Origin of the sequence: Streptosporangium sp. CA-135522 (assembly GCF_050949235.1) — a bacterium.
Taxonomy (GTDB): domain Bacteria; phylum Actinomycetota; class Actinomycetes; order Streptosporangiales; family Streptosporangiaceae; genus Streptosporangium.
The window spans coordinates 9,608,620-9,635,332 of record NZ_CP192026.1; the positions used below are offsets into that span (position 1 = coordinate 9,608,620).

Genomic DNA, 26,713 nt, shown 5'->3' on the forward strand with positions numbered 1-26,713 from the left:
ACGCCGCCCGCGAACGACCCCGGACTCCCGTGTCCACGCGAGACGTTGACAACCGGAGCAGTGCTCCATTTAAATCGGAGCGATGCTCCGTATTCTGGTCACGGGAGAGACATGTCCAGCTCAGAGAAGATCATCCTGGTCACCGGCGCCACCGGGCAGCAGGGCGGCGCGACTGCGAGGCGGCTGCTGGCCGACGGCTGGCGGGTCAGAGCCCTGGTCAGGGACCCCTCGACCGAGGCGGCGCGGGCGATCGCCGACGCGGGCGCCGAGCTTGTCAAAGGAGACATGGACGACCGGGCCTCACTGGACGCGGCGGCCGAGGGCGTCCACGGCGTCTTCAGCGTCCAGCCGCCCGCCACGGCACCGCACCTCGACGACGAGGAGGTGCGGCTGGGGGTGAACGTCGCCGAAGCGGCGCTCGCGGCCGGGGCCGGGCACCTCGTCTACACCTCGGTCGGCAGCGCGGACCGCGGCACCACCGTCAACCACTGGAACACCAAGTGGAGGATCGAGCAGCACATCCGCGCGCTCGGCCTGCCGCACACGATCCTGCGTCCCGTGATGTTCATGGAGAACCACATCGAGGGACCGTTCGGCGTCTTCGGCGAGACCCCGCTGCTCGGGATGATCCCGGCGCACGCCACGGTCCAGCTCATCGCCGTGACCGACATCGGCGCGTTCGCCGGGCTGGCCTTCGCCGACCCGGACACCTACCTCGGCAAGGCCATCGAGATCGCCGGTGACGAGCTGACCAGGCAGCAGCTCGTCACCGCCATCGAAGAAGCCGTCGGCCGCGCGCTTCCGATCGCCCCCGCCTCCCGCGAGAAGCCCACGGAGGCCGGCGCGGACGGCGGCAACGCGGCCCGCACCGAATCCCTCGGCGGCTGGCAGGCCGACATCCCCGCCCTCCGCGCGCTCCATCCCGACCTCATGGACTTCGCCACCTGGCTGGATCGGGAAGGCGGGGCCAGGTTCACGGCCCTGGCGGCCGGCCGTCCCTAGCCTCTTCCGGAGGAGCGGCCGACCAAGCCACCGGCTTCCGGAGTCCCGGAGGCCGCTCCCGGCGTTCGCCGCCGGAGCGACCGCCTCCCCGGCATGATCCCGTTCGTCGGCCCGATAAGTCATGATTGTCCGATCATGAGAATGCGCTACGTACTGGCGGCGGCCGCCGCGGCCGCACGCCCACCGAGCTCGCGGCCGAGCTCGGGCTGAGCCGCCCGGCGGTCTACCGCCTGCTCACCACCCTCCAGAGCGAGGGCTTCGTCCGCCGGGACGACGACGGCCGGGTCCACCTGGGCTTCGGCGTCCTCGTCCTGGCGCGCGCCGTCCAGCCGCTGCTGCGTGAGGGCGCCCTGCCCACCCTGCGCAGGCTCGCCGAGGAGGTCGGCGCGACCGCGCACCTCACCGTGGCGGAGGGGGACGACGGCCTGGCGGTGGCGGTGCCGCGTCGGCGACCGCCCGTGAAGGCACGAGTCGAAGAAGGCGCCGAATGCGCCCACGGCCCGGCTTCTGCCGACCCCGAGGGCCCCGGTCAGGAGCGCCGGAACCCGGTGACCTCGCGACCGCCGATCTTCGTCACCCGGTTCGCGTCGGCGACCTTGTACCAGGAGAGGCCCGCGGCGGTGACCGCCGGGGCGATGTTCGCGCAGACGATCATCACGGAGGTGAGCCTGGTGCCGAGAAGCTCGACGGCGGGACGCAGAGCGGGGTTGAACCGGGCCGCGACTCCCAGGCCCGTGATGGCCGCGAGGCTGGCGAGGGAGAAGGCGAGCGCGGCCTTGTGGATGCCACCGAGATCCTCGACCGTGGTGGAGAGCGCCGTGGACAGGTGCTGCACCCTCTCGGTCAGATGGACGCCCGCGGCGATGAAGTCGACCAACCTCGCGTCGGCGGCCTCCATCGCGGACCCGGCCCAGGCCTCCGTTATGGCCTTACGGACCAGGCGGGTGTCATACCCGAAGATCTCCCCGCAGTTGTACGCGAGGGCGTTCCAGCCCTTGATCGCACGGTCGATGTCCTCGTCCGAAGGGATGACCATGACACTCCAGGCGAGTCCACCGGCTATGGCCGTCCAGGAGAACGCCTTCGCCCGTGCGACGTTCACCTGCGTACCCTTACTGAGCTTGGCGAGCTCCGACAATCTCCTCTCCCTTTCCGCATGCAGGTCCTCCACCTTTCTGAACAAATTTTTCCGGTGCTCCGCCTCGTATGGATTGAGATCGTTCGACCAGTTCGTGCGCTCCATATGCTCGACGATGGATTTACCGACGCTCCCTATGCGCCTATCCACATCCTCATTAATGCCCATTTTCCTGTGCCAAAGAGATTCAAGATCCCTCTCTTTTTGAAAATTAGCCATGAGGCGTCCCCCCGCACCCGCCGCTATGGCGGCGGCCCCACCGCCGAACGACAATGCGGTTGGATCAGCAAACATCTGCTCGAATATGCTCGCATCGTAATCATAGGAATCGGGAGAGCCGTCCCAAAGGCCCGGACGCACGCCGTGGTCCGCCCGCCGGGCCTGGGCCACGGCGTCGAGCACCCTGCGGACATTCGCGCTTTCGACCTTGGCGTAACTGTTCCGCGTCTGCCGCAGGTTGTCCCCCAGGGTCCTGGCCTCGCGCTCGCCGTAGCCGAACTCCTGCCCGAGTTCATCCCAGGTCTTCCCGTACTCGTGCCGGGCGGGCCACTCACCCGCCCCGCCCAGCGCGAAGGTGGGAAGAACGACATCATCCCCGGAATACCTCAGACTCCCAAGCCTGTCCGCCATGCCGTGCAAGCCCTCCGCCAGCCCGCCGAGGAGACCCCCGTCGTAGCCGAACCCATCCTCACCAGCCATATGGTCGCCTCATCCCCTAGGTCGGCGTACAGCCTCCGTAGACCTGGAAGGCCACGTCGAGCGCTCGTCACAGCCGATGATAATGATCAACAAGTGGCGTCAAAGGCTAGATCATGCACTGGAGTGGCTTCTTCGTGGAAGCCACCGTTTTGCGAAAGAAGTCGGCCGGGCGGTCGGCGGGCACGCGGAAGAGTGCGCCTCACCCCGGCAGCCGGTCCGATACGCCATGATTGTCCGATCATGAGAATGCGCTATGTACTGGCGTCCACCGTGGCGCTCGCCATGGGCCTGGCGATGGCCAGGCGACGGTTCGTCGTCGTCGGGGTGACCGGGCCGAGCATGCTGCCGACCTACCGGTCCGGTGACCGCGTCCTGATCCGCCGGGTGGCCGCGTCCGCGCTCAGGCGCGGTCAGGTGGTGGTCTTCGAGCCGCGCGTGCTGCTGGGCGGGCGGCGCGGGAGATGGAACACCGGGCCGCTTCCGGCGCCGTCCGAGGCGGAGTGGGTCATCAAGCGGGTCACCGCGCTGCCGGGCGACCCGGTCCCCGAGGAGGTCGCGGACCGGGTCGAGACACCGCCGGGCGGGCGGGTGCCCGCGGGGCGGATGGTGGTCATCGGTGACGGAAAGCTGAGCACCGACTCGCGCTCGTGGGGCTACGTTCCCACGGACCGCATGCTCGGGGTGGTCGTGCGGCGGCTGTCGTCCCGGCCGGGATCATCCGGCCCCGCGACGCCCGTCATCCCGGGACCACCCGGCTCCGCCGTGCCCGCGATGCCCGCCGTTCCGGGACCGCCGATCGCCACCATGCCCGCCGGTCCTGAGCCGTCGTCGGACCCGGCGGACTCCGCCGGCCCGTAACCGCGGGCCTGCAGGGCGAACAGCCGGGCGTACTCTCCGGTCCCTGCGGCCTCTCCGGTGCCGGCCATCAGCTCGGCGTGCGAGCCGCGCTCCACGATCCGTCCGTCGGCGAGGACGACGATCGTGTCGGCGTCCCGGATGGCGCCCAGCCGATGGGAGATCAGCAGGCTGGTGCGTCCCTCACGGTGGCGGCGCAGGCCGTCGTGCACGGCGTACTCGGCCTCGGCGTCCAGGCCCGAGCTCGGCTCGTCGAGGATGAGCAGGTCGCGCCGATCACGCATGAAGGCGCGGGCCAGCGCCAGGCGCTGCCACTGGCCGCCGGAGAGCACCACCCCGGCCGATTCGTCCTGCTCGCCGAAGAAGATCCGGCTGAGCAGCGTGTCGTATCCCTTCGGCAGCCCGCTCAACTTGTCATGGATCCCGGCCCGCCGGGCCGCCGCCGTCACCAGGTCGGGGTCGTCGGCTCTGAGGTCGCCGAGCCTGATGTTCTCCCGCGCCGTGAGATCGTAGGACATGTAGTCCTGGAACACCGCTCCGACACGTTCACGCATGTCGGCGGGGCGGACGTGCCGTATGTCGACGCCGTCCCACAGGATGGCGCCGCGCTCCGGGTCGTACAGCCGGCACAACAGCTTGACCAGCGTGCTCTTGCCCGCGCCGTTCAGCCCGACCAGGGCGACCGACTGCCCGCGCGGGATGAACAGGTCGACCCCGCGAAGCACCCAGGGATGGTCCTCCTCGTAGCGGAACCAGACGTCGCGCAGCTCGATGCCGTCGCGCAGCGCGGGCAGGTCCGCGGGCTCGGCGGGCGTCGGCAGGTCGGGAACGGCCCGGACCACGTCGAGATAGTGCCCGAACATCAGCAGCGCGTTGTGGGTGTCGGCGGACTGCGCGACGATCGAGGACAGCGCCCCCTGGACGCCGGCCGTGGCGGCGACGAGCACGGCCACGTCTCCGACCGTGAGCGTCCCGGAGGCCGCGCTCACGATGGCCCAGACCAGCCCCGCCGCGGCGACGACCGCGCCGAGCAGGGACAGCCACCACTGGCTGCGCAGCGTACGGCGGGCGAGTTCGCGCTCGGCGGCGTTGACCGTACGCAGCTCGCCGAGCATGCGCTCACGCAGGAAGTCGCCCAGCCCGAACAGCCGGATCTCCTTGGCGGCGTCGGGTCTGGTGAGCAGGTCGGCGTAGAAGATCTGGCGGCGGGTGCCGGCGCTGATGCCCCACATCATGCCGGCCCGGTGACGGCTCAGGTGGAGCTGCACGCGGATGGACGGCAGCGCCGCGAGGACCACCACGGCGACCAGCACCGGGCTGAGCACGATCAGCGTCGCGACGAACCCGGCCAGGGTGAGGACCGCCTGGCCGACCGTCAGCAGGGAGGAGACGATCCGCTCCGGCGCGTTCTGACCCGCCTCGCGGGCCAGCTTGAGCCGGTTGTGGAACTCGGGGTTCTCGAAGTGCCGCAGCCCCGGGTGGGCGTTCACCGCGCGGAACAGCCGGTCCTGGATCAGCAGCCCGAGCGCCCGGCGGAGCTGGCCCTGGAGGTATTCCGACAGCGCGGGCAGGGTGACCGCCAGCAGCGCCGTGATCCCCAGGGCGAGGGCGGCCGGCAGCAGCCGGTCGGCTCCGTCTCCCCGGGAGAGGCCGTCGATGACCCGCTTGGTCAGCAGGGCGGCCGCCACCGGCACCGCGCCCATGCCCGCCGCGAGCGCCACCGCGCCCACGCTCGCCGAGGGGTGTGCCCGCCAGGCGAGACCCGCGGCGGTCCGTGCGCGGTGGAGCATCGCGCCGACGCTCATGAGCGGGCCGGAAGCGGCAGGTCGGCGGGCGAGCCCACGGCCGCCACGACCACCCCGTCTCCGTCCACGAGGTAGAAGCCGGGGAACATCGACACCTGCAGCGCCTTGCTCACCGGACCGCCCGCGGGCTCGTGGACCACGGTCGCCACGGCGGACAGCTCGGCGTCGAAGCCGGCGTCCCCCTCACGGTCCTGCACCACGACGGCGAGCACCTGATCGGTTCCCATCCCGGCCACGTAACCGGTGAACTCGGGCATCCGCTCGTGGCAGGCCGCGCAACTGGTGGAGAAGACGCCGACCACGGTCGGGCCGGTGAAGAACTCCTTCGACACGCCGGTGCCGTCCAGGGCGGTCGCGTCGAAGGCGGGCAACTCGGTCCCGGCCTCGATCATCTTCGGCCGCGTCGGCATACCCTCGGCGAGTTTGACAGTGTGCTCCCGGAGGCGGCGGATGACCGCGACGGTGAGCACCAGGTTGAGGACGCACAGGACGCCGACCAGGACGACGGCGGCGACGAGAAACGGCATGGCGGAACTCCTAGGCGAACAGGTCTGCGATGTCCTCGAAGAAGACGACGAGCAGGGCCAGCAGGGCGGCCGTCGTCAGGGCCAGGGCGATGCCTGCGGGATGGGCGGCGTCACCGGCTCCGGTCAGGGCGAACCCGGCCACGGCGAACAGTAGGAGAGCGGCGTTGCGGACGAGGTGGCGCGCCCCCAGCGGGGTGGCCGTCGCGCCGAAGCATCCGCACGGCGTGCGGGCGCCGGCCCGCAGGGCTCGGGCGATTCCCGCGCTGAATCCGGTCAGCACGGTGCCGGCCAGGACGAACCCGGCCGGCACCGTCTGGGGGATCGCCAGCAGTACGACCGCGCAGATCTCCGCGAGGATCGTCAGCCGGCCCACGACCGGCACTCCACGAGGCCCGACCGGAACCATGTCCGCCACGGAGGCGCGGAACGCGGCCGGGTCGCGCAGCTTGCCGGCGACCGCGGACAGGAAGACCAGGCCCAGCAGGCAGCGGAAGGTCAGAACGGCGTACTGCATCGCGATCGGTCGATCCGTGAGGAAGGTCGGTCAGCAGTAGTCGAACGAACCGCAGCTGGTGCCGCAGCAGTCGCGCCAGCAGCACTGACGGCAGCGCGTGCCGGAGGTGTTGGATTCGGTCCAGCAGTAGACGGCTGCGGCCGAGGTCTTGGGCAGCAGCTTGTCGAGAAGCTGGTCTCCCATGCGGGTGATGGCGCGGATCACGGTGTTCTCCTTGGAAGAGAAGTGACTGGCGTGACCAACGATCAGTCCCTGAAGATCACAGGAGAACGGATGACCTTGCCCAGAGCGGCGTCCGACTTTGGCGCTTAGTGATCTTGACAACAAACCCCCCGAACAGGGAGGAATTTGGACAGGAACGGTCCATTGCCGATTCTATCCCGCCTCACCATCCGGCCGACGTCGAAGTGACGTGACCCCGGGTTTCCGGCGAACGGCGATCCGGTGGCACCAGGGAACGCCATTCGGATATCACGATATATCTGCGTTTTGCGGATCTTTTATAGATTACACCGGCAGAGTGTCTTCAAGAGCGCCTTCATTGGCGACTCCCTGCCCGTCGAAACGTCAGGCGCTTTTCGCCCTGCCCGCCGCCCCGGTTTCGGACGGCTCGTTGGCCACCGTTCGGGAGGAACACGGCAAAGGTAATACCAAAAGGCGCATACCGGCGATTCCGGTCGACGTTTTCCCTGTTCAGCGCCTTAGCCTGACAGCACTTGATGACCGAACCCGTCGGAGGGACAGGGTCCTCATGAGGCTAGTCGTCGACCTCAACCGGTGTGAGGGATATGCGCAGTGCGCTTTCCTGGCGCCCGACGTCTTCACCATGCACGGTGAAGAGGCACTGATGTACGACCCGGGCGCCGATGAGGCGCAGCGCGAGAACGTCCTGAGGGCCGCGGCGGCCTGCCCGGTCCAGGCCATCCTCGTCGATCTGGCCGACGTGCCGGCCGCGCTGGAAAGGGCGGATGACCATGCCCGTTGACGCGCCGGCGAAGGCGTTCTTGCGTCAGGGCCGCATCGTCGTCGTCGGCGCCTCCCTGGCGGGCCTGCGGGCCGCGGAGACGCTTCGCGAGGAGGGCTTCACCGGGTCGCTGACCATGATCGGGGACGAGTCGCACCAGCCCTACGACCGGCCGCCGCTGTCCAAACAGGTCCTGCTCGGCAGGACGCCCGCGGACGGCACCGCCCTGCCCCGGCGCCGCGCGATCGACGCGGAGTGGCGGCTCGGGGTCGCCGCCACGGGACTCGACCTGACCGGCAAGCGGGTGCGCCTGGCCGACGGCGAGGAGGTCGAGTTCGACCGCCTGCTGATCGCCACCGGCACCCGCGCCCGGCCGTGGATCAAGGAGACGGAGGCCGACCTGGACGGTGTCTTCGTCCTGCGCACCAGCGACGACGCGGCCCGGCTGAACCGGCGCCTGGCCGCCGGACCGCGCCGGGTGCTCGTCATCGGCGCCGGGTTCACCGGCTCCGAGGTCGCCTCCGCCTGCCGGGAGCGAGGGCTTGAGGTCACGGTCGCCGAGCGCGGCCCGGCGCCGCTGGTGGGGGCGCTCGGGGGTGTCGTCGGCGCGGTCGCGGCGCGGCTCCAGCGCGAGCACGGCGTCGATCTGCGCTGCGGCATCACGGTGACCGCGCTCGAAGGCGACCCGGCCGGACGGCTCCGGTGCGCCCACCTGTCCGACGGCACCACGCTGGAGGCCGAGGTGGCGGTGATCGCACTCGGCGCGATGCGCAACACCGAGTGGCTCACGGGGTCCGGCCTGGGCGCCGGCCCGCGAGGAGTCGCCTGCGACGCCGGATGCCGGGCCTTCGACGTCCACGGCATCGTCACCGATGACATCTTCGTCGCCGGCGACGTCGCCCGCTCCCCGCACCCGCTCTTCGGCTACCAGTTCCTCTCCCTGGAGCACTGGGGCAACGCGGTCGCCCAGGCCGAGATCGCCGCCCACAACATGATCAGCTCCGGGCCCGATCGCCGCCCGCACCTGTGGGTGCCGGCCTTCTGGTCCGCCCAGTTCGGCGTGAACATCAAATCCATCGGCGTCCCGCCCATGGGCGACGAACTCCTCGTCACCCAGGGATCCCTCGCCGAGCGGCGCTTCGCCGCGGCCTACGGCTACCAGGGCCGGGTCATCGCCGCGGTCACCTTCGACCACGCCAGATGGATCGACTTCTACCGCCGGCAGATCGAGACGGCCGCGCCGTTCCCGCCCGAGTTCACCAACGCCGACCGGCGCCCCGAGGGGCTGCGGCCGGTCGGAGCCGACTTCCCTGACCCCGCCCTGCCCACCCACGGGCCCACCGTCACCCTGAGCGGCTACTCGCCCAGCGATCGACGGGTCACCTTCACCCCGGCCCGCGCCTGACGACGAGCGCCCCTGCCGACCACGTTCAAGGACTTCGCCATGACATCGGGCACCCTGCTGCACCAGATCACCGAGTACGCCAACCGCGCCGACCCCTACCCGCTGTACGCCGAGCTCCGCAGGACACCGGTGGCGCGCCAGGACGACGGCGTCTACACCGTCAGCACCTACTGGGAGATCCTCAGCCTGCTGCACGACCCGCGGATCAGCTCCGACGCGCGCAACCTCGCACCCCAGGCGGGCGGTTCCCTCCCCCCCGAGGAGGACTCGACCCTGCCGCCCAGCTTCCTGCGGCTCGACCCGCCCGAGCACGACCGGCTGCGCCGCCTGGCGACGCGGCCGTTCGGACCGCCGCACAGCCCCAGGCGGATCAGCGACATGCGCGGCGACCTCACCCGGATGGTGTCCGGCCTGGTCGACGGCTTCCAGGGCAGGCAGCAGGTCGACATCGTGGAGGACTTCGCCTATCCCTTCCCGGTGATGGTGATCTGCAAGCTGCTGGGAGTGCCCCACCAGGACGAGGCACGTTTCCACGGCTGGGCCGAGGCGGTCGTCGCCGGTCTCGACCCCAGCCCCGCCGAGGGCCCCGCCGAGCGGCAGCGCACGTCCCAGCAGGCCCGGACCGAACTGGGCGCCTACCTGGCCGGGCTCGTCGAGGAACACCGCCGCGCCCCCGGCGACGACATGCTGTCCGCCCTGGTCACCGATCAGGGCCCGGACGGGCGGATGTCACCGCTGGAGCTGGTCACCACCGCCGTCCTGCTGCTCATCGCCGGCCACGAGACCACCGTCAACCTCATCACCAACGGGATGCTCACCCTGCTGCGCAACCCGGAGGTCCTCGACCGGCTGCGCGGCGACCCCGACCTGGCCGTCCCGCTCGTGGAGGAGCTGCTGCGCTACGAACCTCCCGTGCAGTTGCTGCCCCAGCGCACCGCGCTGGCCGACATCGACATCGCCGGCACCGTCATTCCCGCGGGCGCGCCCGTCTGGCTCATGCTGGCCTCCGGCAACCGCGACCCCCGGCGCTTCGACGACCCCGACCGGTTCGACCCCGGACGCCCGGACAACCAGCACCTCGGCTTCGGCAACGGCATCCACTACTGCTTCGGCGCGCCGCTGGCCCGGCTGGAGGCACAGATCGCGCTGACCGAGCTCGCCCGGCGGCTCGGCGGTCCGCGGCTGGTGGAGGACCCGCCCCCGTACCGGCAGAACCCGGTCCTGCGCGGCCCCCGCCACCTTCCCGTCGCCTTCGACGGCATCACGGCGTAGCGAACACGACCGGGAATTCACCTGTTCGGGATGGTGCCATCACCGGACAGGGGTAGGCGTCGAGTATGCGTTACCACGCGGTGGCCTGCGACTACGACGGGACGCTGGCCACCGACGGCCGCGTCGACGACGACACCCTCGACGCACTCGAACGCCTCGCGCGCTCCGGGCGACGGTTGGTCATGGTCACCGGCCGGGAGATCGACGACCTGCGGCGAGACTTCGGACGGATGGACCTGTTCGACCGGATCGTCGCCGAGAACGGGGCCGTGCTGTACCGCCCCGGGGAGCCCGAGGCACAGGCGGTCTCGCCTCTGGCGGAAGGCCCGCCCGTCGCCCTGGCAGGGCGCCTGCGCGAGCTCGGCGTGGCGCCGCTCAGTGTCGGCTCGGTGATCGTCGCCACCTGGGAACCCCACGGTGAGACCGTTCTCGACGCGATCCGCGACCTCGGCCTGGAGATGCAGGTGATCTTCAACAAGGGCGCCGTCATGGTCCTGCCCTCGGGCGTGAACAAGGCCAGCGGCCTGGCCGCCGCCCTGGTGGAGCTCGGGATATCGGAGCACAGCACGGTGGGCGTGGGCGACGCGGAGAACGACCACGCTTTCCTGTCGGCCTGCGAGTGCGCGGTGGCGGTGGCCAACGCGCTCCCCGCGATCAAGGAACGCTGCGATCTCGTGACCGAGCGGGACCACGGCGCCGGGGTCGCCGAACTGGCCGACCGCCTTCTCGAGACCGACCTGGCCGACGTGGACGTGGTACGGCGCCGCCTGCTACTCGGCACCGGCGAAACCGGGCAGACGTGGCTGTCGCCGTACGGCCCGCGACTGCTGGTCGCCGGGCCTTCGCACAGCGGGAAGTCCACGGTCACGGCGGCGCTGCTGGAGCGCCTCGCCAGGGCCGGCTACCAGTTCTGCCTGATCGATCCCGAAGGGGACTACGCCGAAGGGGTCGAGGGGGCGATCGTGCTCGGCGACGCCCGCCGCACGCCCACCGGGGACGAGGTCCTCCAGGTGCTGGAGGACCTCCGGCAGAGCGTGGTGATCGACCTGCTGGGCCTGCCCATCGACGACCGGCCGGGCTTCTTCGAGGCGTTCCTGCCCCGCCTGTCGGCGCTGTGCGCCCGCCAGGGGCACCCGCACTGGCTGGTGGTGGACGAGGCCCACCACATGATGCCCGAGGGCTTCGGCCCGCAGCCCATCGGACTGCTGCGCGAGATGGGCGGGCTGCTGCTGGTCACCGTGCATCCCGGCGCGGTCAGCGAGCCGGTCCTGCGGGCGCTCGACGCGATCGTCGCGGTGGGGGAGCGGCCGGGGGACGTCCTCGGCGCTTTCGCCGCCGCGACCGGCCGGCCCCTGCCCCGTCAGGATCTCCCCGACCTGCCGACCGGGGAACTGCTCCTGTGGAACCCCACCGCCGGTGGACCGGTCCGGGTGGAGCTCGCCCCGCCCGAGGAGGAGCGCCGGCGGCACCGCCGCAAGTACGCCACCGGAGATCTCGGGGTGGAGAGCTTCTACTTCCGCGGCCCCCGGGGCGCCCTGAACCTGCGGGCCAACAACCTCATGACCTTCTGCAGCCTGGCCGAAGGCGTCGACGACGAGACGTGGGAGCACCACCTGCGCCGGGGTGACTACTCGCGATGGCTGGCCGTACAGGTCAAGGACGAGGAGCTGGCGGCCGAGGTGGCCGAGGTCGAGGGGGCCTCCGGGGAGCCGTCCGGCGACACGAGAAGGCGCGTGTGCGAGCTCGTCCGAGCGCGTTACACCGCCTCCGCCGAGTCCGCCTGAGAGCAAGCGGCACCCGCCCGCCGCCTGGAGAGCGGCCCAGGGAATCCCGTGCGATCGACCGCATCCGGGGCGTTCTTCCCCCCCCTCCGGTCTTGCCGCCATTTTCGGTTGGGCATAATTTCTGGAATTCATGGGCCGTATCAAGTAATAATCTATGGTTCTGATCACGGGTCGAGCCGTATGGGTGGTGGGTGGTGGGGCACGAGCTGCAGATTGATCATGTGTCGTTGACCGGTGCCGGACGACGCATGCAAGAGCCGATCGATCTGTTCGGGCAGCACACGGACGCGTTACTGAAGGCCGTGGCCGGCGGTGGACGCTCGCCGTGGGGGATCGGCGTCATCGGCATGGTCATGGACCAGATCAACGAGACGCTCGGTCAGGCATGCGGTCACCTGCACGCCAATCTCGACATGACCGGTGCGGGCGTCCAGGAGATGGCCGGTCAGGCACGTGGCACCGAACTGGTCAACACGCTCACCGTCCAGGATCTGGATCCGTCCACCCGATGACGCTTGACGTGAGCCGCCCGTACCGAACGGGACCGGTCGGGGAGACGACGGCCGGACAGCGGCGTTGCGGACGGGGGCCTGCGCGGTGGCGGTGACGCTTCCCGCCGAACTGGAGACCGCGTTCGGGATGCTGCGCGTGCCGTGGCCCACCGAGGACGAGGACGGGCTGCGCGACTGCGCCACCGCGTACCGGGCCTGTGCCATCACGATCACCGCCGATGTCATCCCGGGCGCGCACGGTGCCGTCCAGTTCGCCGCCGTGGACAACGCCGGTGACGACATCGACGCGTTCACCGCCTTCTGGGCCGACTACCACCGCGACGATGACGACTCCGGACACCTGTCCAGTCTCGCCACCACCATGCACGCCCTGGCCGACACCCACGACGGGTTCGCCACCTTCGTCGAAGTCCTCAAAAAGGTTCTCGTCATCGCGGCCGGGATCGTGGCCGCCATCCTGGCGTGGGCCATCGCGGCGTCCGCCTTCACCTTCGGCATGGCCGCCGTTCAGGCGCGTACGGCCATCTTGGGCTCGCGGATGCTCGCCCAGCGCGCGACGGCCGTCTTCCGCCGCGAACTCGAACGGTTCTTCGGCAAGACCCTGGTCCGAGGCATCACGACCCGGCTCCACGGCATCCTCGGCGCCAAATCCCCCGACCGGCTCCGGATGCGGTTCGGCGGCCGGCCGGATCCGCTGAGGGCGGCGGCCAACCGGAACGTCAACGTCAAGGCGATCACCCCCGCTCCGGTGTGGCGCACCGACCGGCTCATCCTCCGGCGCGCCGACGACCGCCACCCCGACGAGGTCTTCGGACCGGGCTTCCACCCCCGCCGCCCCGACAACACCGATCTCGAATCCCACCTGCGGTTCGAGGAGTCGGCGTTCGTCAGCACCACCCGGCTGTCGAATCCGATGGACATCTTCCCCACGAGATACCTCTACGACGTGGACGCGCCAGGGGGAGTCGACATCACCAAGACCATGGGCAGCGCCCTGCGCACCGGACACCAGCAGGAGGTGGCGTTCCCCGGCGGGGTCGAAGGACGATTCATCAAGGGGGCACGCCCCTACGACGAGGCGACCAAGACGTTCGGGGACTATATAAATAATCCCCACTACCGCCCCTGACCCCTGATCGGGGCGCTGATCACGCCTGCCTCACGACCGGCCCGGCTTCGCCGGCCCGGTCGTCCGCATCCCCGAAGAACGGCCGACGGCCGCGGCGAGAATGCGGCGCTTCACACGGCGGGCATACGGGAAAGGAACAGCCGCGCGGGAAACGACACCTGCCGGCCCCTGGTTGACATCCTCACACCGGTGACCGATGGTTGTTCGTATAAAGGACACTAGTGTCCGATAAGCGGACAAGCGTGGGGAGAAGCGGATGCCGTACTACCGGGTCGTGGGCGAGGTCCCCCGCAAGCGACACGTGCAGTTCCGGCGGCCCGACGGCGGGCTGTACGCCGAGGAACTGATGGGCGAGGAAGGGTTCTCCAGCGACTCCTCCCTGCTCTACCACCGCCATCTCCCCACGGCGATCATCAAGGCCGAGGCGGTCGAGCCCCCCGCCCCGGTGACGCTGACCCCCAACCTGCCGCTGTCGCCCCGTCACTTCCGCACCCAGGACCTGCCGGTCGGCGGCGACCTGGTCACCGGACGCGGGCTGCTGGCCGGCAACGCCGACGTCCGCATGTCGTACGCCGCCAGCGAGACCCCCAGCGAGCTCTACCGCAACTCCATGGGCGACGAGTGCGTCTACATCGCCAGCGGCCGGGTCAGGTTCGAGTCGACCTACGGCGTGATCGAAGCCGGCGAGGGCGACTACGTCGTCGTCCCGACCGGGACGATCCACCGCTGGGTCCCCCAGGGCCGGGTCACGGCCTTCACCATCGAGGCGGCCGGGCACATCAGGCCGCCCAAGCGCTACCTGTCCAAGTACGGCCAGTTCCTGGAGCACGCCCCCTACTCCGAGCGCGACCTGCGCACCCCGCAGGAGCCGCTGATCGTCGAGGGCGAGGAGGTGCCGGTGCTGGTTCGCACGCGTGGCGGGCTGACCCGGCTGGTCTACCGCAACCACCCCTTCGACGTGGTCGGCTGGGACGGCTGCCTGTATCCCTACGCGTTCAACATCAACGACTTCGAGCCCGTCGTGAAGCGCACCCACGCCCCGCCGCCGGTGCACCAGACCTTCGAGGGCCCGAACTTCGTGATCTGCTCGTTCTGCCCCCGGCCGCTGGACTTCCACCCCGACGCCGTCCCGATCCCCTACAACCACCACAACGTCGACTCCGACGAGCTGATGTTCTACGCGGGCGGCGACTACACCGCGCGCAAGGGCTCGGGCATCGACGTCGGCTCGATCTCGCTGCACCCGGCCGGGTTCACCCACGGCCCGCAGCCGGGCGCCGTCGAGGCCGTCATCGAAGCGGTACGGCAGGGGCACACCCAGACCAGCGAGCTGGCCGTGATGGTCGACACCTTCCGCCCGCTCGACCTGGGCCCCGCCGGGCTATCGGTCGAGGACCCCGCCTACGCGTGGACCTGGGCCCGATGAGGCTCTTCCACGACCTCGTCGACGACGCCGGGCTGTTCCCGCCGACCGCGCTGCCGATGGCCGAGGCCCTCCGGCGGCACCGGAACGACCTGGACAGGGGCAGCGCGGTGCTCACCCACCGTTTCCTCTGCTCGGCCAGCCGCCTGCCGGAGCTCCGCGCCCACCTGGATTTCCCGGTCAGGCTGGGGCTGATCCTCGACACCCCCGACGTCCCGCCGCTCGACGACCTCACCGTCGAGCTGGTCGAGGTGCCCGGCGGCAAGGCCGTCGGGCTGGACATCCCCGCCCGGCAGTTCGTCGAGGTCACCGCCGCCCAGCTGCCCGTGGACGTGCCGTCCGGGGTCGGGCTGAAGATCCGATGCGGCGGGCTGACCGCGGCGGCCTTCCCCACCGCCCAGGACCTGGGCCGCTTCATCGTCTACTGCGCCGAGCGCGATCTGCCGTTCAAGGCGACCGCCGGACTGCACAACGCGGTCCGCCACTTCCACCCGGCTCTGGGCACCGACCGGCACGGCTTCCTCAACCTGGTCCTCGCGGTCTGCGCGACGGTGGAGGGCCGCGACCCGGTGCCGGTGCTGCGCTCGACGGACGTGGGCGAGCTGGTACGGCTGGCGCAGGCCGTACCGGACGACACCGCCGAGCGCGCCAGAAGGCTGCTGGTTTCGTACGGCTCGTGCAGCACGAGCACCCCGATCGAGGACCTGCTGGCCCTCGGCCTGATCACCACCGGCACGACCGCCGACGCAGAGGAGAACGTGTGATGTCTTGGGGCCTGGAGCACCTGCCCTACGGAGTCTTCTCCCGGCAGGAGGACGAGACCCCGCGCGTCGGCGTGCGCTACGGCGAGCACGTGGTCGACCTGGCCGGGGCGCTGCACGACGAGGTGTTCGCCACCGGCTCGCTCAACGCCTTCATGGCCAGGGGCGCGGCCGCGTGGCGGGACACTCGGGCGGTGATCCAGAACAAGCTGAGCAGTGACCGGGCCGCGGTCGAGCCGCACCTGATCCCGCTGGACCGGGTCACCCTGCACCTGCCGATCGAGGTGGCCGACTACGTCGACTTCTACTGCTCGCTGGAGCACGCCTCCAACCTCGGCCGGATGTTCCGTCCCGACGACGAGCCGCTGAAGCCGAACTGGCGGCACCTGCCGGTCGGCTACCACGGCCGGGCCGGGACCGTCGTGGCGTCCGGCACCCCGGTGGTCCGGCCGTCCGGGCAGCGCGGCGCCGGCGTCTTCGGCCCCTCGGCCAAGCTGGACATCGAGGCGGAGCTCGGATTCGTGGTCGGCACGCCGACGGCCCTCGGCGAGCGGGCCGGCCGGTTCGAGGACCACGTGTTCGGCGTGACGCTGGTCAACGACTGGAGCGCCCGGGACATTCAGGCGTGGGAGTACGTCCCGCTGGGCCCGTTCCTCGGCAAGTCCTTCGTCACCTCCGTCTCGCCCTGGATCACCCCGCTCGCGGCCCTGTCGCAGGCCCGCGTCGCGGGCCGGGAGCAGGACCCCCAGCCGCTGGACTACCTGCGCCGCCAGGAGCCGTGGGGACTCGACCTGACGATGGAGGTCAGGCTGAACGGCGAGGTCGTCTCCCGCCCGCCGTACCGTGACATGTACTGGACGCCCGACCAGATGCTCGCCCACATGACCGTCAACGGCGCCGCCCTGCGCACCGGCGACCTCTACGCCAGCGGCACGGTCTCCGGCGCCGACCCGGGCGAGCGGGGTTCGCTGATCGAGCTCACCTGGAACGGCTCCGAGCCGCTCAAGCTGCCCGACGGCTCGGCCCGAGCCTTCCTGGAGGACGGCGACACCGTCACGATCAGCGCGTCCGCCCCCGGCCCCGACGGGACCGTGATCACCCTAGGCGAGGTGACGGGGACCGTCCTGCCCGCGAGGTGACTTGGTGTGCTCATCTGATCACTCGTCGCTAATGTGGGGTGCCCGAGTATTCGCCGACCCCTAAGGCAGGAACAGATGCGGCGCGCCGCGGGATGTCTCCCGATCGTTCTCCTCGCGCTCACGGTGACGGGTTGCTCCTCGTTCGTGTCCGGCGGCGACCACCTGAGGGCGTCGGCGTCCGGCGTGAAGATCTCTCCGCCTCTGAACTCGACGAGGGCGGGCACCGGACGCGGCCTGGTCGTCCGGGCCGGCACCGGCACGCTGGCCGGGGTGACCGCCTACGCGGGCGGCGTCCCGGTGCCGGGCCGGTTCTACGGCGGCCGGTCGATCTGGCGCTCGGACTGGGCCCTGACCCCCGGCCGGGAGTACGTCGTCAACGTCACCGCGACGGGAGCCGGCGGGGCCACGGTGACCACCTCGGGCAGGTTCCGCACGCTCACTCCCGCCCAGACCTTCCAGGTCCGCTCCGTCACACCCGATCCGGGCGAGACCGTGGGCGTCGGCATGCCGGTCATCGTCGGCTTCACCACGCCGGTGGAGGACAGGGCGGCCGTCGAGCGGGCCCTCGAGGTGCGCTCCACCAGGCCGGTCGAGGGCGCCTGGCACTGGGTGAGCGACACCGAGGTGGTCTACCGCCCGCACCGCAACTGGCCGGCCCACCAGCGGGTCTCCTTCACCGCGCACCTGTCCGGCGTCCGCGCGTCCAGGGGCGTCTACGGCACGGCCGACCGCACCGTCGCCTTCGACGTCGGCCGGGAACAGGTCAGCCTCATCGACACCGTGGCCCACCAGATGCGGGTCGTGCGGGACGGCCGGGTGGTCCAGCGGATGGCCGTCAGCGCCGGCATGGCCACCACCGAGGAGTACACCACGACGAGCGGCGTCCACCTGACCATGGACAAGGCCAGCCCGGTCCGCATGGTCTCCCCCGGCCGCAAGAAGGGCGATCCCGGCTTCTACGACGTCATGATCGACCATGCGGTCCGGATCTCCGACAGCGGCGAATACGTCCACGCCAAGAACAACCTCTGGGCCCAGGGCAGGCAGAACGTCAGCCACGGCTGCATCAACGCCCGGCCCGACCAGGCCGCCTGGTTCTTCGACGGCTCCCTGCGCGGCGACCCCGTCATCGTCCGCGGCACCGACCGTGAGCTGGCGTGGAACAACGGCTGGGGCTACTGGCAGCGGTCCTGGCAGGAGTGGCTCGGGGGCAGCGCCCTGCACGTCGCCAGGCCGCCACGGCCCCTGATCACCCCCGCTCCGGCGCCGCGCTGAACCCGGTGGCGGCACGGCGAGGACAGCACGTCGGCATGTCTGAAATGATCGACAAAGTGGGTCCGAACGGACCTGACAGCCCTCGGATGACGGCATACGGTGGAAAGAGGAACCTCCCGGGCGTCTGCCCCGTTTAACAAGGTAGGAGGGCCGGAGCATGGATGACTGGGTGATCTGGTTGATTCTCGCGGTGACCCTGGGCGTCGCCGAGATCTTCACCCTGACCACCGCGCTCGGCCTGCTCGGCGGCGCCGCGTTGTTCGCCGCCGTCGCCGCCGGTCTCGGCCTGCCGGTCCCTCTTCAGCTCGTGGTGTTCACCGCCGCCCTGGCCACCGGCGTGGTCGCGGTCCGGCCCCTCGCCAGGCGCCAGCTCATGCGGACGCCCGCGGCCCAGCGGTTCGGAATCCAGGCCCTCGTCGGCAAGCCCGCCTATGTCGTGCGCGAGGTGACCGGCCGCGACGGCCGGGTGCAGATCGGCGGCGAGGAGTGGTCGGCGAGAGCCTACGACGAGACGCTGGTGATCCCAGCGGGAGCGATCGTCGACGTCATCGAGATCGAGGGCGCCACCGCGCTCGTCTATCCCCGGGAGTGACCATGGATGCATTGTTGATCGCCGGTCTGCTCATCGTCCTGTTCGCCGTGTTGACCGTGGTCCGCTCGGTGCGCATCGTCCCGCAGGCCCGTGCGCGCAACGTGGAGCGGCTGGGCCGCTACCACAGCACGCTCAAGCCGGGCCTGAACTTCGTGATCCCCTACATCGACCGGGTCTACCCGATGATCGACCTTCGCGAGCAGGTGGTCTCCTTCCGCCCGCAGCCGGTGATCACCGAGGACAACCTGGTCGTCGAGATCGACACCGTCCTCTACTTCCAGGTCACCGACCCCCGCGCCGCCGCCTACGAGATCGCCAACTACATCCAGGCCGTCGAGCAGCTCACGGTCACCACCCTGCGCAACGTCGTCGGCTCGCTGGACCTGGAGATGACGCTCACCTCGCGTGACACGATCAACAGCCAGCTGCGCGGCGTGCTGGACGACGCGACCGGCAAGTGGGGCATCCGGGTCAACCGGGTGGAGATCAAGGCCATCGACCCGCCCAAGAGCATCAAGGAGGCGATGGAGAAGCAGATGCGCGCCGAACGTGACAAGCGCGCCGCGATCCTCAACGCCGAAGGCCAGCGTCAGTCCCAGATCCTCACCGCCGAGGGTGACAAGCAGAGCGCGATCCTGCGCGCCGAAGGTGACCGGAGCGCCGCGATCCTCAAGGCCCAGGGCCAGTCCCAGGCCATCGACGAGGTCTTCCAGGCGGTCCACCGCAACGACCCGGACCCCAAGCTGCTGGCCTACCAGTATCTTCAGGTGCTGCCGGAGCTCGCCAAGGGTCAGGGCAACACCTTCTGGGTGATTCCGAGCGAGGTCACCTCCGCGCTCCAGAGCGTCTCCAAGGCCTTCACCGAGTCCCTGCCCCAGTCGGCCGCGACCCGCGAGGCTCCCGCGATCAGCGAGGCGACCGCCCGGGAGACGGCCCAGGCGGAACAGGCCGCGGCCGAGGCGGTGGCCGAGGCCGCCGACGTCGACGCCGGTCCCCGCCAGCTCGGCCCCGGTCAGCTCGGCCCCGGCCCTGTCACCCCCGACGCCCTCGCCGCCTTCACCGAACGGGATCAGTCCCACTCGAACAGGACGTAACCACGGTGCGGCACGTCGGCCTCCACGGTGACGCGGCCGGCCGCGCGGCGCGTCACCGGAACCGGCCGCGGCTCGGTCAGGGGGGCCAGCAGTACGGCCGTCGGGTCGCGGTCGAGCAGGACCTCGGGGCGGGCGGGGTCGGCTGAGCCGTTGACGACGGCCAGCCGCCACCGGCCGCCCACCCGCGCGTACTGCGCCATCAGCTGCGGCCCTCCGGTGACCAGCGGGAGGTCGGCACCGGCGAAGGCGACGGCGGTGTGGGCCAGGCGCCGCCCGTCGTCGCAGCGGCCCAGGCGCTCGGGCTCGCAGGCGGCCATGGTGACCACTCGCCCGCCCAGCGCGTTGACGGCCGCGACCCTGCCCGCGCCCCAGTGCTCGCCGCGCGCCGTGACGATCTCGGTCCACAGGTCGGTGCCCGGTTCGGCGACCAGCCGGGCCATCCGCCGCTGCTCGTTGACGCTCAGCAGCGCGCCGCCGTCGACGATCCGCTCCATGCTGTACGGCGTGGCCGAGGGGGTCATGCGATCCACGACCGTTTCGACCCGCACGCCGAGCAGGTCGCCGAAGCCGCGCCTGGTCAGGATGGCCGCGGCGGTACCGTCCAGCAACAGCCCACCGCGCAGCAGCTCCAGCGGGTCGGGCACGCCCCAGGCGACCTCGCCGAACAGCGCGGTCACCGGGGCGGCACCCCCCTGGATCGGCACGCCGTACGGGAGCAGGAAGTCCGCGGCCCGCAGCGGATCCGCCGTCAGCCCGCGCAGGCTCCCGTCACCCTCGACGGAGGCGGCCGTGTCCTGCCACCACGGCACGCCCACGCCGTACGTCGTGAGGTCGGGGGTGAGCGTGGCGTCCAGCGCGGGCCTGGACGCCGTTAGCATCCGCCCGACCCTGGGGTAGCGCGCGGGGGCGCCGGTCACGAAGGGGAACACGTCGAGGAGCAGCGCGTCGGCGCCCGACAGGTGCGCGGCGACCATCTCCGACCAGGTCTGGGTGTCGGACTTGGTCCACTCGGTGTGCGGCCAGTTCTCGATCTCGGGCGCCACCTCGACGCCCGCGGGCCGCAGGGGGCGCTGGAGTTCGAGCATCGCCAGCGAGTAGGACAGGTCGGCGGCCGCCGTGTCGCCGTAGGGGGCGAAGTGCGGGCGGTGCACCTCGACCCGCTCGAACATGCGGCCCCAGTCTCGTCCCTCGACCGAGGCGATACCGAGTCCGGAGCTCATCAGCCCGAGTTTGGCCCTTCCCCCGATGGCCTGCCGTACCAGATCCACCACTTCGAGCTGGATCTCCCGCCACCTGCGCTGTAGCAGGAGGCGCCACGGGTGCGGCTCGCCGGGAGCGGTGATCGCGGCGAGCAGTTCCTCGCGGGTGGCGTCCAGCCCCAGGCGCTCCAGAATCCCGGGTTCAAAGCCGCCGCCCCAGGTCAGCGGACGATGGTTGTGGTAGCGGAAGTCGTCTTCCAGCCACATCACCCGGAAGCCGATCTCGGCGAACCTGCCGTAGTGCGCGGCCAGCCACTCCCGCCAGACCGGACAGGCGGGCGAGGCCGCCGCGGTGGCGACCTCGCCGTAGGGCGACACGAGCGGCGCGAAGCCCACGTCCTGGGTTCTGCCCCGGTCGACGTGACCGACCGTCACCCACGGGTTGAGGCTGACCGACACGCCGCGGTCGACCAACAGGTCACGGGCGGCGCGCACGGTCTCGAACCACAGGTCCTCGTCGGCGCCGACCGGGTGCCCGGTGTGCAGCTCCTCGGAGTTGTAGATCAGCACGACCTCCTCGACGCCGTGCCCGGCGCAGAAGTCCGCCAGAGCGGCCGGATCCTGCCCGGGCGCGAGCTGGTAGCGGAGGTGGTACCTGGTCAATGTCCTGCTCCTCGAACGCGGCGGACGGCTTCTTTCTCCCGTGGCCGCCCGGGCTTCCCCCGTGGCCGCCCGGCTCCCTCGACCGGGCCGGAGAACCGGACCGGGCCGGAGATCGGGACCGGGCCGGAGATCGAGACGATCACCTCTGCCCGCGGTCGAAGTAGGCGATCAGCTCGGGGTCGAGCGGCGGGATGTCGTACGGCGTGCCGCCGTCGCGCAGCGACATCGTCGCCATGTATCCGGCCGCCACGCTCATCCGGGCCGCCACCGGCGAGGTGTCGGTGACCCCACCGTCGCGGACGAACCTGCAGAACTCACCCAGAATCCCCGGGTCGGCGCCACCGTGACCGCCCTCGGCGTCCGGGATCTTGTAGGCGATGTCGCAGTCGTCCCGGTAGCCGGTCGGCCCGGTGTTCCAGACCTTGACCGTGTCGCCGGGACCGTCGCCGAAGTTCTCCAGGCGGCCCTCGGTGCCGATGACCGTGTAGTTGCGCACGTAGTCGGGCGAGAAGTGGCACTGCTGGTATGCGGCGATGACGCCGTTGTCCAGGCGCATGTTCATCACCGAGACGTCTTCGACGTCGATGTGGTGGTTGAGGTTCTTCCTGGTGGTGGGCGGCCACTCGAACTCGTGCAACCAGCCGTCGGGGCGCGGCGTGCCCGGCTCACGACGCGGCAGGTCGCCGTAGAGCATCAGGTCGCCCAGGGCGTTGACCCGGGTGGTGTAGCCCCCGGCGAGCCAGTGCACGACGTCGATGTCGTGGGCCGCCTTCTGCAGCAGCAGCCCGGTGGTGCGGCCGCGCTCGGCGTGCCAGTCCTTGAAGTAGTAGTCACCGCCGTACGACACGAAGTGGCGGACCCAGACGGTCTTCGGCTCGCCGATGACACCCTTGACGATGATGTCGCGCATCAGCCTGACGACGCCCATGTGCCGCATGTTGTGCCCCACGTAGAGCCGGGTTCCGGTCTCGTACGCGGTGCGCAGGATGTTGTCGCAGCCCTCCACCGTGATGTGCATGGGCTTCTCCAGGTAGACGGCCTTGCCGGCCTGGAGGCAGTCGATCGCGATGCGCTCGTGGGTGTCGTCGGGCGTCATCACGATGACCGCGTCGATCTCCGGCGAGTCGAGCAACTCCCGGTAGTCCTCGGTCACGAGCTTCGCCTCGAACCTCTTCGCCTGCTTGTCGAGGACCGCCGGGTCGGCGTCGCAGACCGCGGTCACGACCGACCCCTTGCCCGGCCGGTGGGCCGACAGGGCGAGGTTGATCCGGAGACCGAGGCCGATGACTCCGATGCGCAGGTCTTCCACGTGCTTTCCTTTCGTGTGGTACGGCGGTGCTGAACGGTGGGGTCAGCCCTTGGCCAGGGACGCCTCGTACTCGGCGCGCATCGCGTCGCCGCCCTTCTTCTTCCAGTCCTCGGTCAGGGTCTTCACGAAGGACATCGGCTTGCGCCCGGTGATGACGTCGTCGAGCCCGTCGCTGAGCATGGTGGTCAGCTCGGCGCCCTTGGCGGTGAAGGTGTCGGAGAAGTGGCCGACGGTGATCCGGGGCTGCATGATCGGCATGACGGTGGTCTCGAACTCGTGGATGAGCTTTCCGGCGTCGGGCTTGCTCGGGATGTAGATGTACTCGGGCGAGTTGACCAGGAAGGAGACCGGCTGCCAGGTGGTGGGGGCTTCGGCCTCGCCCTTAGGGGTGAAGGCGATGTCGCCGTCGGCCGTCTTGGTGAAGTGGGTGCCCTCGACGCCGAAGTTGATGAACTGGGCCTCCTCGGTGCCGAACGGCGCGGCGAGGTAGTTCATCACGTTGAGCAGCATCTCCACGCGCTTCGGATCGGCCTTCTTGTTGATCGCGGTGAAGCCGACCGAGCCGTATCCGGCGTTGAAGACCGGCTTGGAGCCCGGGGTGGCCGCGAACGGCTTGATGACGCCGAGCGGGAACTTCACGGTCTTGGCGTCGAGGATGAAGCCGGGGAAGGACTGCACGTAGGCGCCGATGCTGCCGTTGGCCACCTTCTCGGGGGTGGTGGTGAGCTTCGGGTCGGGCCAGAACAGCCCGGCGTCGTAGACCTTCTTGGTGAACTCGATCGCGGCCTGGTACTCGGCGGTCTCCATCTGGTGGACGAGCTTGCCGCCCTCCAGCCTCCAGGTGTTGGGCGCGCCGTACCAGTGGCTGAACATGTGCAGCATGTTCGTGTACGCGGGCTCTAGGACGTACTTCTTCCGCTTGGCGTCCAGCAGCGTCTTGGCCTTCGCCAGGAAGTCGTCGGCGCTGGTGAAGGCGGTGCCGCCGACCGGCTGCCAGAAGTCGGTGTTGGTCAGGAAGACCTGGCCGAAGATGCCGTAGGCGACCGCGACACCGACGATCTTGCCGTTCATCACGGCCGTCTTCCAGGCGTACTCCGGAATGTTGGCCAGGTTCGGGTACTTCTTCACGGCGTCGCCCGACAGATGGGGCGTGAGGTCGTGGAACTTGGCCTCCAGCAGCTCCGGGACACGCTGCAGGCCCTGGTTCGGCGGGAACCAGACCAGGTCGGGAATGTCGTCGCTGGCGATCACGGCGTTGAACTTGGCCGGGTAGTCGTCCACGACGATCGTCATGTCGAACTCGGAGCCGAGGCGCTTGTTGAGCTCCTGCCAGTAGGCGTTCTGCGCCATCGGCGGGGCCGGGGTATTGAAGGTCTCGGTCAGCGCGGTGATCTTGCTGCCGTCGCCGGGAGGCGCGGCGACGGACTTGACCAGTTCCTTCGGGTACTTCAGGTAGGCGGGGTCGATGCCCTGGGCGCTGCCCGGCAGGTCGGGGGTCGGCACCTTGGCCGGGACGTAGGTCGGCAGCTTGAGCTTGGCCGACAGCTCCGCGCCACCCTTCTTCACTCCGGCCGCGCCGCCGACCTGCCCCGAGCAGGCGGCGAGACCGGCGGCCGTGACACCGGCGATCGCGAGACTGAGAAAACCGCGGCGGGACATGCTTGCAGACATGATCGATTCTCCTGGGGGGTGAGGGGTTCAGCCCTTGATGGCGCCGGTGAGGACACCCTTGACGAAGTACTTCTGCAGGAACGGGTAGACGGCGAGGATCGGGATCATCGCGATCAGCAGGACCGCCATCTGGATGGACGACGCGGGCACGTTGCGGCTGATGAGCTGCTCGCTGGCGGCCGGTCCGCCGCCCATGAAGATGTACTGCCGCAGGATCACCTGGATGGGGTACATCGTGGAGTCGTTGAGATAGAGGATCGCGTTGAAGAAGGTGTTCCAGTAGCTGACCGCGTAGAAGAGCCCGACCACGGCGATGACCGCCTTGGACAACGGGATCGCGATCCTGAACAGGATGCGCCACTCGCTCGCGCCGTCGATCCTGGCCGCGTCGAACAGTTCGTCCGGCAGCCCCTGGAAGAACGCGCGCACCACGATCACGTTGAACGTGTTGACCAGGACGGGCACGATCAGCGCGGCGTAGGTGTCCAGCAGCCCGAGCTCCTTGACCGTCAGGTAGCTGGGAATCATGCCGGGCGCGAAGAGGAAGGTGCCGAGCACCATGAACAGGATCGGCTTGCCGCCGACCAGGTCCTTGCGGGACAGGCCGTAGCCGAGGAAGACCGTGCAGATCAGGCTCAGCAGGGTTCCCGCGAGCGTGACGGCGACGCTGACGAGCACGGCGTGCGAGACGGCGCCACCCGAGAGCACGGCCCGGTAGGCGTCCAGCGTGGGATGCTCGGGGAAGAGCACGTAGGAGCCGCCGTTGGCGATGCTCTCCTCGTGCCCGGTCAGGCTGGTCCCGACGGCCAGGCCGAACGGGTAGAGCACGACCAGCACGACCGCGGCCAGCACGACGAACTTCGCCGTACGGCCCAGCGGCGTCGGCCGCTCCATCCACGGCGGGCGGATTCCCGCGCTGAGCATGCTCATCGGTAGATTCCCTGCTCTCCGAAGCGGTGGGCGAGCTTGTTCGCCGCGTAGATCAGCCCCGCGCCGAGTACGCCCTTCATCAGCCCGGCGGCGGTGCTGACGCCCCACTTCCCGTCGATGACGCCGTGGTAGTAGACGTAGGTGTCGATCACCTCGGACACGTCGACGCCGACGGCCTGCCGCTGCAGGATCATCTGCTCGAAGCCGACCGAGAGGATGTCGCCCAGCCGCAGGATCAGCAGCATGAGGATCACCGGGCGGATGCCGGGCAGCGTGACGTGCCAGAGGCGGCGTTTCCAGTCGGCCCCGTCGATCGCGGCCGCCTCGTACTGTGAGGCGTCGATCGAGGTGATCGCGGCCAGGAAGATGATCGTGCCCCAGCCCGTGTCCTTCCAGATGGACTGGGCCGTCACCAGCAGCTTGAAGGTGTCCGGGTTGGACATCAGGTTGCCGATGTTCACGTTGTGCTCGACGAGGAAGCTGGTGACCGTGCCCGCGCCCCCGATGACCTGCTGGAACATCGCGACCACGACGACCCAGGACAGGAAGTGCGGCAGGTAGACGACGGTCTGCACGAACCGCCTGAGGTGGTGGCCGACGATCGAGTTGAGCAGCAGCGCCAGCGCGATCGGGGCCGGGAAGAAGAGCAGCAGCTGAAGCGCGGTGATCTGCAGGGTGTTGCCGACCGCCGTCCAGAACTCCGGCTCCGACAGCAGCACGGTGAAGTTCTCCAGGCCTACCCACGGGCTCTCGCCGATGCCGAGGAAGGGCGCGTAGTCCTTGAACGCGATCACGTTGCCGGCCAGCGGAACGTAGAAGAAGAGCACGAAGTAGAGCACGCCTGGCAGGCAGAGCAGCAGCAGGGTGCGATCCCGCCACAAACGGCCCCACAGGCTCATGTGGCGGGGCCCCTGCGTGGGGCGCGACTCCGCTGGAGTCTCAAGCGTCGGAGACGCCGTGGATGACGCCACGATTCAACCTCCCTGTCCGAGTGAGTGGGAGGCTAGCGCTCATTTATGGAATGAACTAGCGTAAATAGAGCAGGATCGAG

Annotated in this window: 23 protein-coding genes and 2 pseudogenes; 15 read left to right on the plus strand and 10 right to left on the minus strand. The window is 70.0% G+C overall.

Going from position 1 to position 26,713, the window contains the following annotated elements; translation table 11 throughout:
* The first annotated feature begins 111 nt into the window (after positions 1-111).
* Together ACQPYK_RS45150 and ACQPYK_RS45155 are read left to right on the plus strand one after the other, a co-directional pair.
* Positions 112-1,002, plus strand: coding sequence for an NmrA/HSCARG family protein (locus tag ACQPYK_RS45150; RefSeq protein WP_433246392.1), 891 nt, complete (start codon positions 112-114; stop codon positions 1,000-1,002).
* A 125-nt stretch (positions 1,003-1,127) separates the two neighbouring features.
* Positions 1,128-1,226, plus strand: a pseudogene (locus ACQPYK_RS45155) (hypothetical protein); the annotation flags it as partial.
* 305 nt (positions 1,227-1,531) lie between these two features.
* On the opposite strand, the gene ACQPYK_RS45160 reads toward ACQPYK_RS45155, so the two are convergent.
* Positions 1,532-2,839, minus strand: coding sequence for a hypothetical protein (locus tag ACQPYK_RS45160; protein ID WP_433246395.1), 1,308 nt, complete (start codon positions 2,837-2,839; stop codon positions 1,532-1,534).
* 246 nt (positions 2,840-3,085) lie between these two features.
* Between ACQPYK_RS45160 and ACQPYK_RS45165 the strand changes: the two are divergent.
* Positions 3,086-3,370 (plus strand): annotated as a pseudogene (locus tag ACQPYK_RS45165) (S24/S26 family peptidase); the annotation flags it as partial.
* A gap of 122 nt (positions 3,371-3,492) precedes the next feature.
* Here the strand turns inward: ACQPYK_RS45165 and ACQPYK_RS45170 are convergent.
* From ACQPYK_RS45170 to ACQPYK_RS45185, 4 genes are read right to left on the minus strand one after another with little or no spacing between them, the layout of a single operon-like run.
* A complete protein-coding gene (locus ACQPYK_RS45170) occupies positions 3,493-5,499 on the minus strand; it encodes an ABC transporter ATP-binding protein (RefSeq protein WP_433246398.1) in 2,007 nt (668 codons plus the stop codon).
* Positions 5,496-6,026, minus strand: coding sequence for a TlpA family protein disulfide reductase (locus ACQPYK_RS45175; protein ID WP_433246401.1), 531 nt, complete (start codon positions 6,024-6,026; stop codon positions 5,496-5,498). Before ACQPYK_RS45175 ends, ACQPYK_RS45170 begins: the two co-directional genes overlap by 4 nt.
* 10 nt (positions 6,027-6,036) lie before the next feature.
* Positions 6,037-6,540, minus strand: a complete 504-nt coding sequence (locus ACQPYK_RS45180) for a MauE/DoxX family redox-associated membrane protein (RefSeq protein WP_433246404.1) — start codon at positions 6,538-6,540, stop codon at positions 6,037-6,039.
* Positions 6,541-6,570: 30 nt separating this feature from the next.
* The gene (locus tag ACQPYK_RS45185; protein ID WP_433246407.1) at positions 6,571-6,723 is read right to left on the minus strand and encodes a hypothetical protein; all 153 of its coding nucleotides are present in this window, start codon (positions 6,721-6,723) and stop codon (positions 6,571-6,573) included.
* 568 nt (positions 6,724-7,291) lie between these two features.
* Here ACQPYK_RS45185 and ACQPYK_RS45190 point away from each other — a divergent pair.
* The 12 genes from ACQPYK_RS45190 to ACQPYK_RS45245 all read left to right on the plus strand — a co-directional run bounded on the left by ACQPYK_RS45190 (position 7,292) and on the right by ACQPYK_RS45245 (position 19,890).
* Positions 7,292-7,525, plus strand: a complete 234-nt coding sequence (locus ACQPYK_RS45190; RefSeq protein WP_433246410.1) for a ferredoxin — start codon at positions 7,292-7,294, stop codon at positions 7,523-7,525.
* Positions 7,509-8,909 carry an NAD(P)/FAD-dependent oxidoreductase gene (locus ACQPYK_RS45195; protein WP_433246413.1) on the plus strand — a complete coding sequence of 467 codons (1,401 nt, stop codon included), beginning with the start codon at positions 7,509-7,511 and terminating at the stop codon, positions 8,907-8,909. Before ACQPYK_RS45190 ends, ACQPYK_RS45195 begins: the two co-directional genes overlap by 17 nt.
* A 39-nt stretch (positions 8,910-8,948) precedes the next feature.
* On the plus strand, positions 8,949-10,181 hold the full coding sequence (locus ACQPYK_RS45200; protein ID WP_433246415.1) for a cytochrome P450: 1,233 nt from the start codon (positions 8,949-8,951) through the stop codon (positions 10,179-10,181).
* A 65-nt stretch (positions 10,182-10,246) separates the two neighbouring features.
* Complete coding sequence (locus tag ACQPYK_RS45205) at positions 10,247-11,965, plus strand: HAD-IIB family hydrolase (protein ID WP_433246418.1); 1,719 nt, start codon at positions 10,247-10,249, stop codon at positions 11,963-11,965.
* A gap of 248 nt (positions 11,966-12,213) precedes the next feature.
* Positions 12,214-12,477 carry a hypothetical protein gene (locus tag ACQPYK_RS45210; protein ID WP_433246421.1) on the plus strand — a complete coding sequence of 88 codons (264 nt, stop codon included), beginning with the start codon at positions 12,214-12,216 and terminating at the stop codon, positions 12,475-12,477.
* Positions 12,478-12,562: 85 nt separating this feature from the next.
* On the plus strand, positions 12,563-13,606 hold the full coding sequence (locus ACQPYK_RS45215) for a scabin-related ADP-ribosyltransferase (protein WP_433246423.1): 1,044 nt from the start codon (positions 12,563-12,565) through the stop codon (positions 13,604-13,606).
* A 256-nt stretch (positions 13,607-13,862) separates the two neighbouring features.
* The gene (locus ACQPYK_RS45220) at positions 13,863-15,032 is read left to right on the plus strand and encodes a homogentisate 1,2-dioxygenase (RefSeq protein WP_433246426.1); all 1,170 of its coding nucleotides are present in this window, start codon (positions 13,863-13,865) and stop codon (positions 15,030-15,032) included.
* Positions 15,014-15,793, plus strand: a complete 780-nt coding sequence (locus ACQPYK_RS45225; protein ID WP_433246429.1) for a hypothetical protein — start codon at positions 15,014-15,016, stop codon at positions 15,791-15,793. The genes ACQPYK_RS45220 and ACQPYK_RS45225 overlap by 19 nt, the downstream gene beginning before the upstream one ends.
* Entirely contained in the window at positions 15,793-16,929 is a 1,137-nt protein-coding gene (gene fahA / locus ACQPYK_RS45230; protein WP_433246431.1) for a fumarylacetoacetase, read from the plus strand. The genes ACQPYK_RS45225 and fahA overlap by 1 nt, the downstream gene beginning before the upstream one ends.
* Before the next feature lie 183 nt (positions 16,930-17,112).
* Positions 17,113-18,204: an Ig-like domain-containing protein gene (locus tag ACQPYK_RS45235; RefSeq protein ID WP_433246434.1), complete on the plus strand. Its 1,092-nt coding sequence runs from the start codon at positions 17,113-17,115 to the stop codon at positions 18,202-18,204.
* Positions 18,205-18,361: 157 nt separating this feature from the next.
* Positions 18,362-18,796: an NfeD family protein gene (locus tag ACQPYK_RS45240; RefSeq protein ID WP_433246437.1), complete on the plus strand. Its 435-nt coding sequence runs from the start codon at positions 18,362-18,364 to the stop codon at positions 18,794-18,796.
* Positions 18,797-18,798: 2 nt separating this feature from the next.
* On the plus strand, positions 18,799-19,890 hold the full coding sequence (locus ACQPYK_RS45245; protein WP_433246440.1) for an SPFH domain-containing protein: 1,092 nt from the start codon (positions 18,799-18,801) through the stop codon (positions 19,888-19,890).
* Here the strand turns inward: ACQPYK_RS45245 and ACQPYK_RS45250 are convergent.
* The 5 genes from ACQPYK_RS45250 to ACQPYK_RS45270 all read right to left on the minus strand — a co-directional run bounded on the left by ACQPYK_RS45250 (position 19,866) and on the right by ACQPYK_RS45270 (position 26,561).
* Positions 19,866-21,752 carry a hypothetical protein gene (locus tag ACQPYK_RS45250; RefSeq protein ID WP_433246443.1) on the minus strand — a complete coding sequence of 629 codons (1,887 nt, stop codon included), beginning with the start codon at positions 21,750-21,752 and terminating at the stop codon, positions 19,866-19,868. The genes ACQPYK_RS45245 and ACQPYK_RS45250 overlap by 25 nt on opposite strands.
* A gap of 139 nt (positions 21,753-21,891) precedes the next feature.
* Entirely contained in the window at positions 21,892-23,061 is a 1,170-nt protein-coding gene (locus tag ACQPYK_RS45255) for a Gfo/Idh/MocA family protein (RefSeq protein WP_433246446.1), read from the minus strand.
* Positions 23,062-23,103: 42 nt separating this feature from the next.
* Positions 23,104-24,732 (minus strand): hypothetical protein, encoded by a 1,629-nt coding sequence (locus ACQPYK_RS45260; protein WP_433246449.1) that lies wholly within the window; start codon positions 24,730-24,732, stop codon positions 23,104-23,106.
* Between the two features lie 27 nt (positions 24,733-24,759).
* The gene (locus ACQPYK_RS45265) at positions 24,760-25,662 is read right to left on the minus strand and encodes a carbohydrate ABC transporter permease (protein WP_433246452.1); all 903 of its coding nucleotides are present in this window, start codon (positions 25,660-25,662) and stop codon (positions 24,760-24,762) included.
* Positions 25,659-26,561 carry an ABC transporter permease gene (locus ACQPYK_RS45270; RefSeq protein WP_433246455.1) on the minus strand — a complete coding sequence of 301 codons (903 nt, stop codon included), beginning with the start codon at positions 26,559-26,561 and terminating at the stop codon, positions 25,659-25,661. The genes ACQPYK_RS45265 and ACQPYK_RS45270 overlap by 4 nt, the downstream gene beginning before the upstream one ends.
* Positions 26,562-26,713 lie beyond the last annotated feature (152 nt).

Coding starts and splice junctions, on each gene's coding strand:
- ACQPYK_RS45150 (WP_433246392.1), top strand. CDS start 112: ATGTCCAGCTCAGAGAAGATCATCCTGGTCACCGGCGCCACCGGGCAG.
- ACQPYK_RS45160 (WP_433246395.1), bottom strand. CDS start 2,839: ATGGCTGGTGAGGATGGGTTCGGCTACGACGGGGGTCTCCTCGGCGGG.
- ACQPYK_RS45170 (WP_433246398.1), bottom strand. CDS start 5,499: ATGAGCGTCGGCGCGATGCTCCACCGCGCACGGACCGCCGCGGGTCTC.
- ACQPYK_RS45175 (WP_433246401.1), bottom strand. CDS start 6,026: ATGCCGTTTCTCGTCGCCGCCGTCGTCCTGGTCGGCGTCCTGTGCGTC.
- ACQPYK_RS45180 (WP_433246404.1), bottom strand. CDS start 6,540: ATGCAGTACGCCGTTCTGACCTTCCGCTGCCTGCTGGGCCTGGTCTTC.
- ACQPYK_RS45185 (WP_433246407.1), bottom strand. CDS start 6,723: ATGGGAGACCAGCTTCTCGACAAGCTGCTGCCCAAGACCTCGGCCGCA.
- ACQPYK_RS45190 (WP_433246410.1), top strand. CDS start 7,292: ATGAGGCTAGTCGTCGACCTCAACCGGTGTGAGGGATATGCGCAGTGC.
- ACQPYK_RS45195 (WP_433246413.1), top strand. CDS start 7,509: ATGACCATGCCCGTTGACGCGCCGGCGAAGGCGTTCTTGCGTCAGGGC.
- ACQPYK_RS45200 (WP_433246415.1), top strand. CDS start 8,949: ATGACATCGGGCACCCTGCTGCACCAGATCACCGAGTACGCCAACCGC.
- ACQPYK_RS45205 (WP_433246418.1), top strand. CDS start 10,247: ATGCGTTACCACGCGGTGGCCTGCGACTACGACGGGACGCTGGCCACC.
- ACQPYK_RS45210 (WP_433246421.1), top strand. CDS start 12,214: ATGCAAGAGCCGATCGATCTGTTCGGGCAGCACACGGACGCGTTACTG.
- ACQPYK_RS45220 (WP_433246426.1), top strand. CDS start 13,863: ATGCCGTACTACCGGGTCGTGGGCGAGGTCCCCCGCAAGCGACACGTG.
- fahA (WP_433246431.1), top strand. CDS start 15,793: ATGTCTTGGGGCCTGGAGCACCTGCCCTACGGAGTCTTCTCCCGGCAG.
- ACQPYK_RS45240 (WP_433246437.1), top strand. CDS start 18,362: ATGGATGACTGGGTGATCTGGTTGATTCTCGCGGTGACCCTGGGCGTC.
- ACQPYK_RS45245 (WP_433246440.1), top strand. CDS start 18,799: ATGGATGCATTGTTGATCGCCGGTCTGCTCATCGTCCTGTTCGCCGTG.
- ACQPYK_RS45260 (WP_433246449.1), bottom strand. CDS start 24,732: ATGTCTGCAAGCATGTCCCGCCGCGGTTTTCTCAGTCTCGCGATCGCC.
- ACQPYK_RS45265 (WP_433246452.1), bottom strand. CDS start 25,662: ATGAGCATGCTCAGCGCGGGAATCCGCCCGCCGTGGATGGAGCGGCCG.
- ACQPYK_RS45270 (WP_433246455.1), bottom strand. CDS start 26,561: ATGAGCCTGTGGGGCCGTTTGTGGCGGGATCGCACCCTGCTGCTGCTC.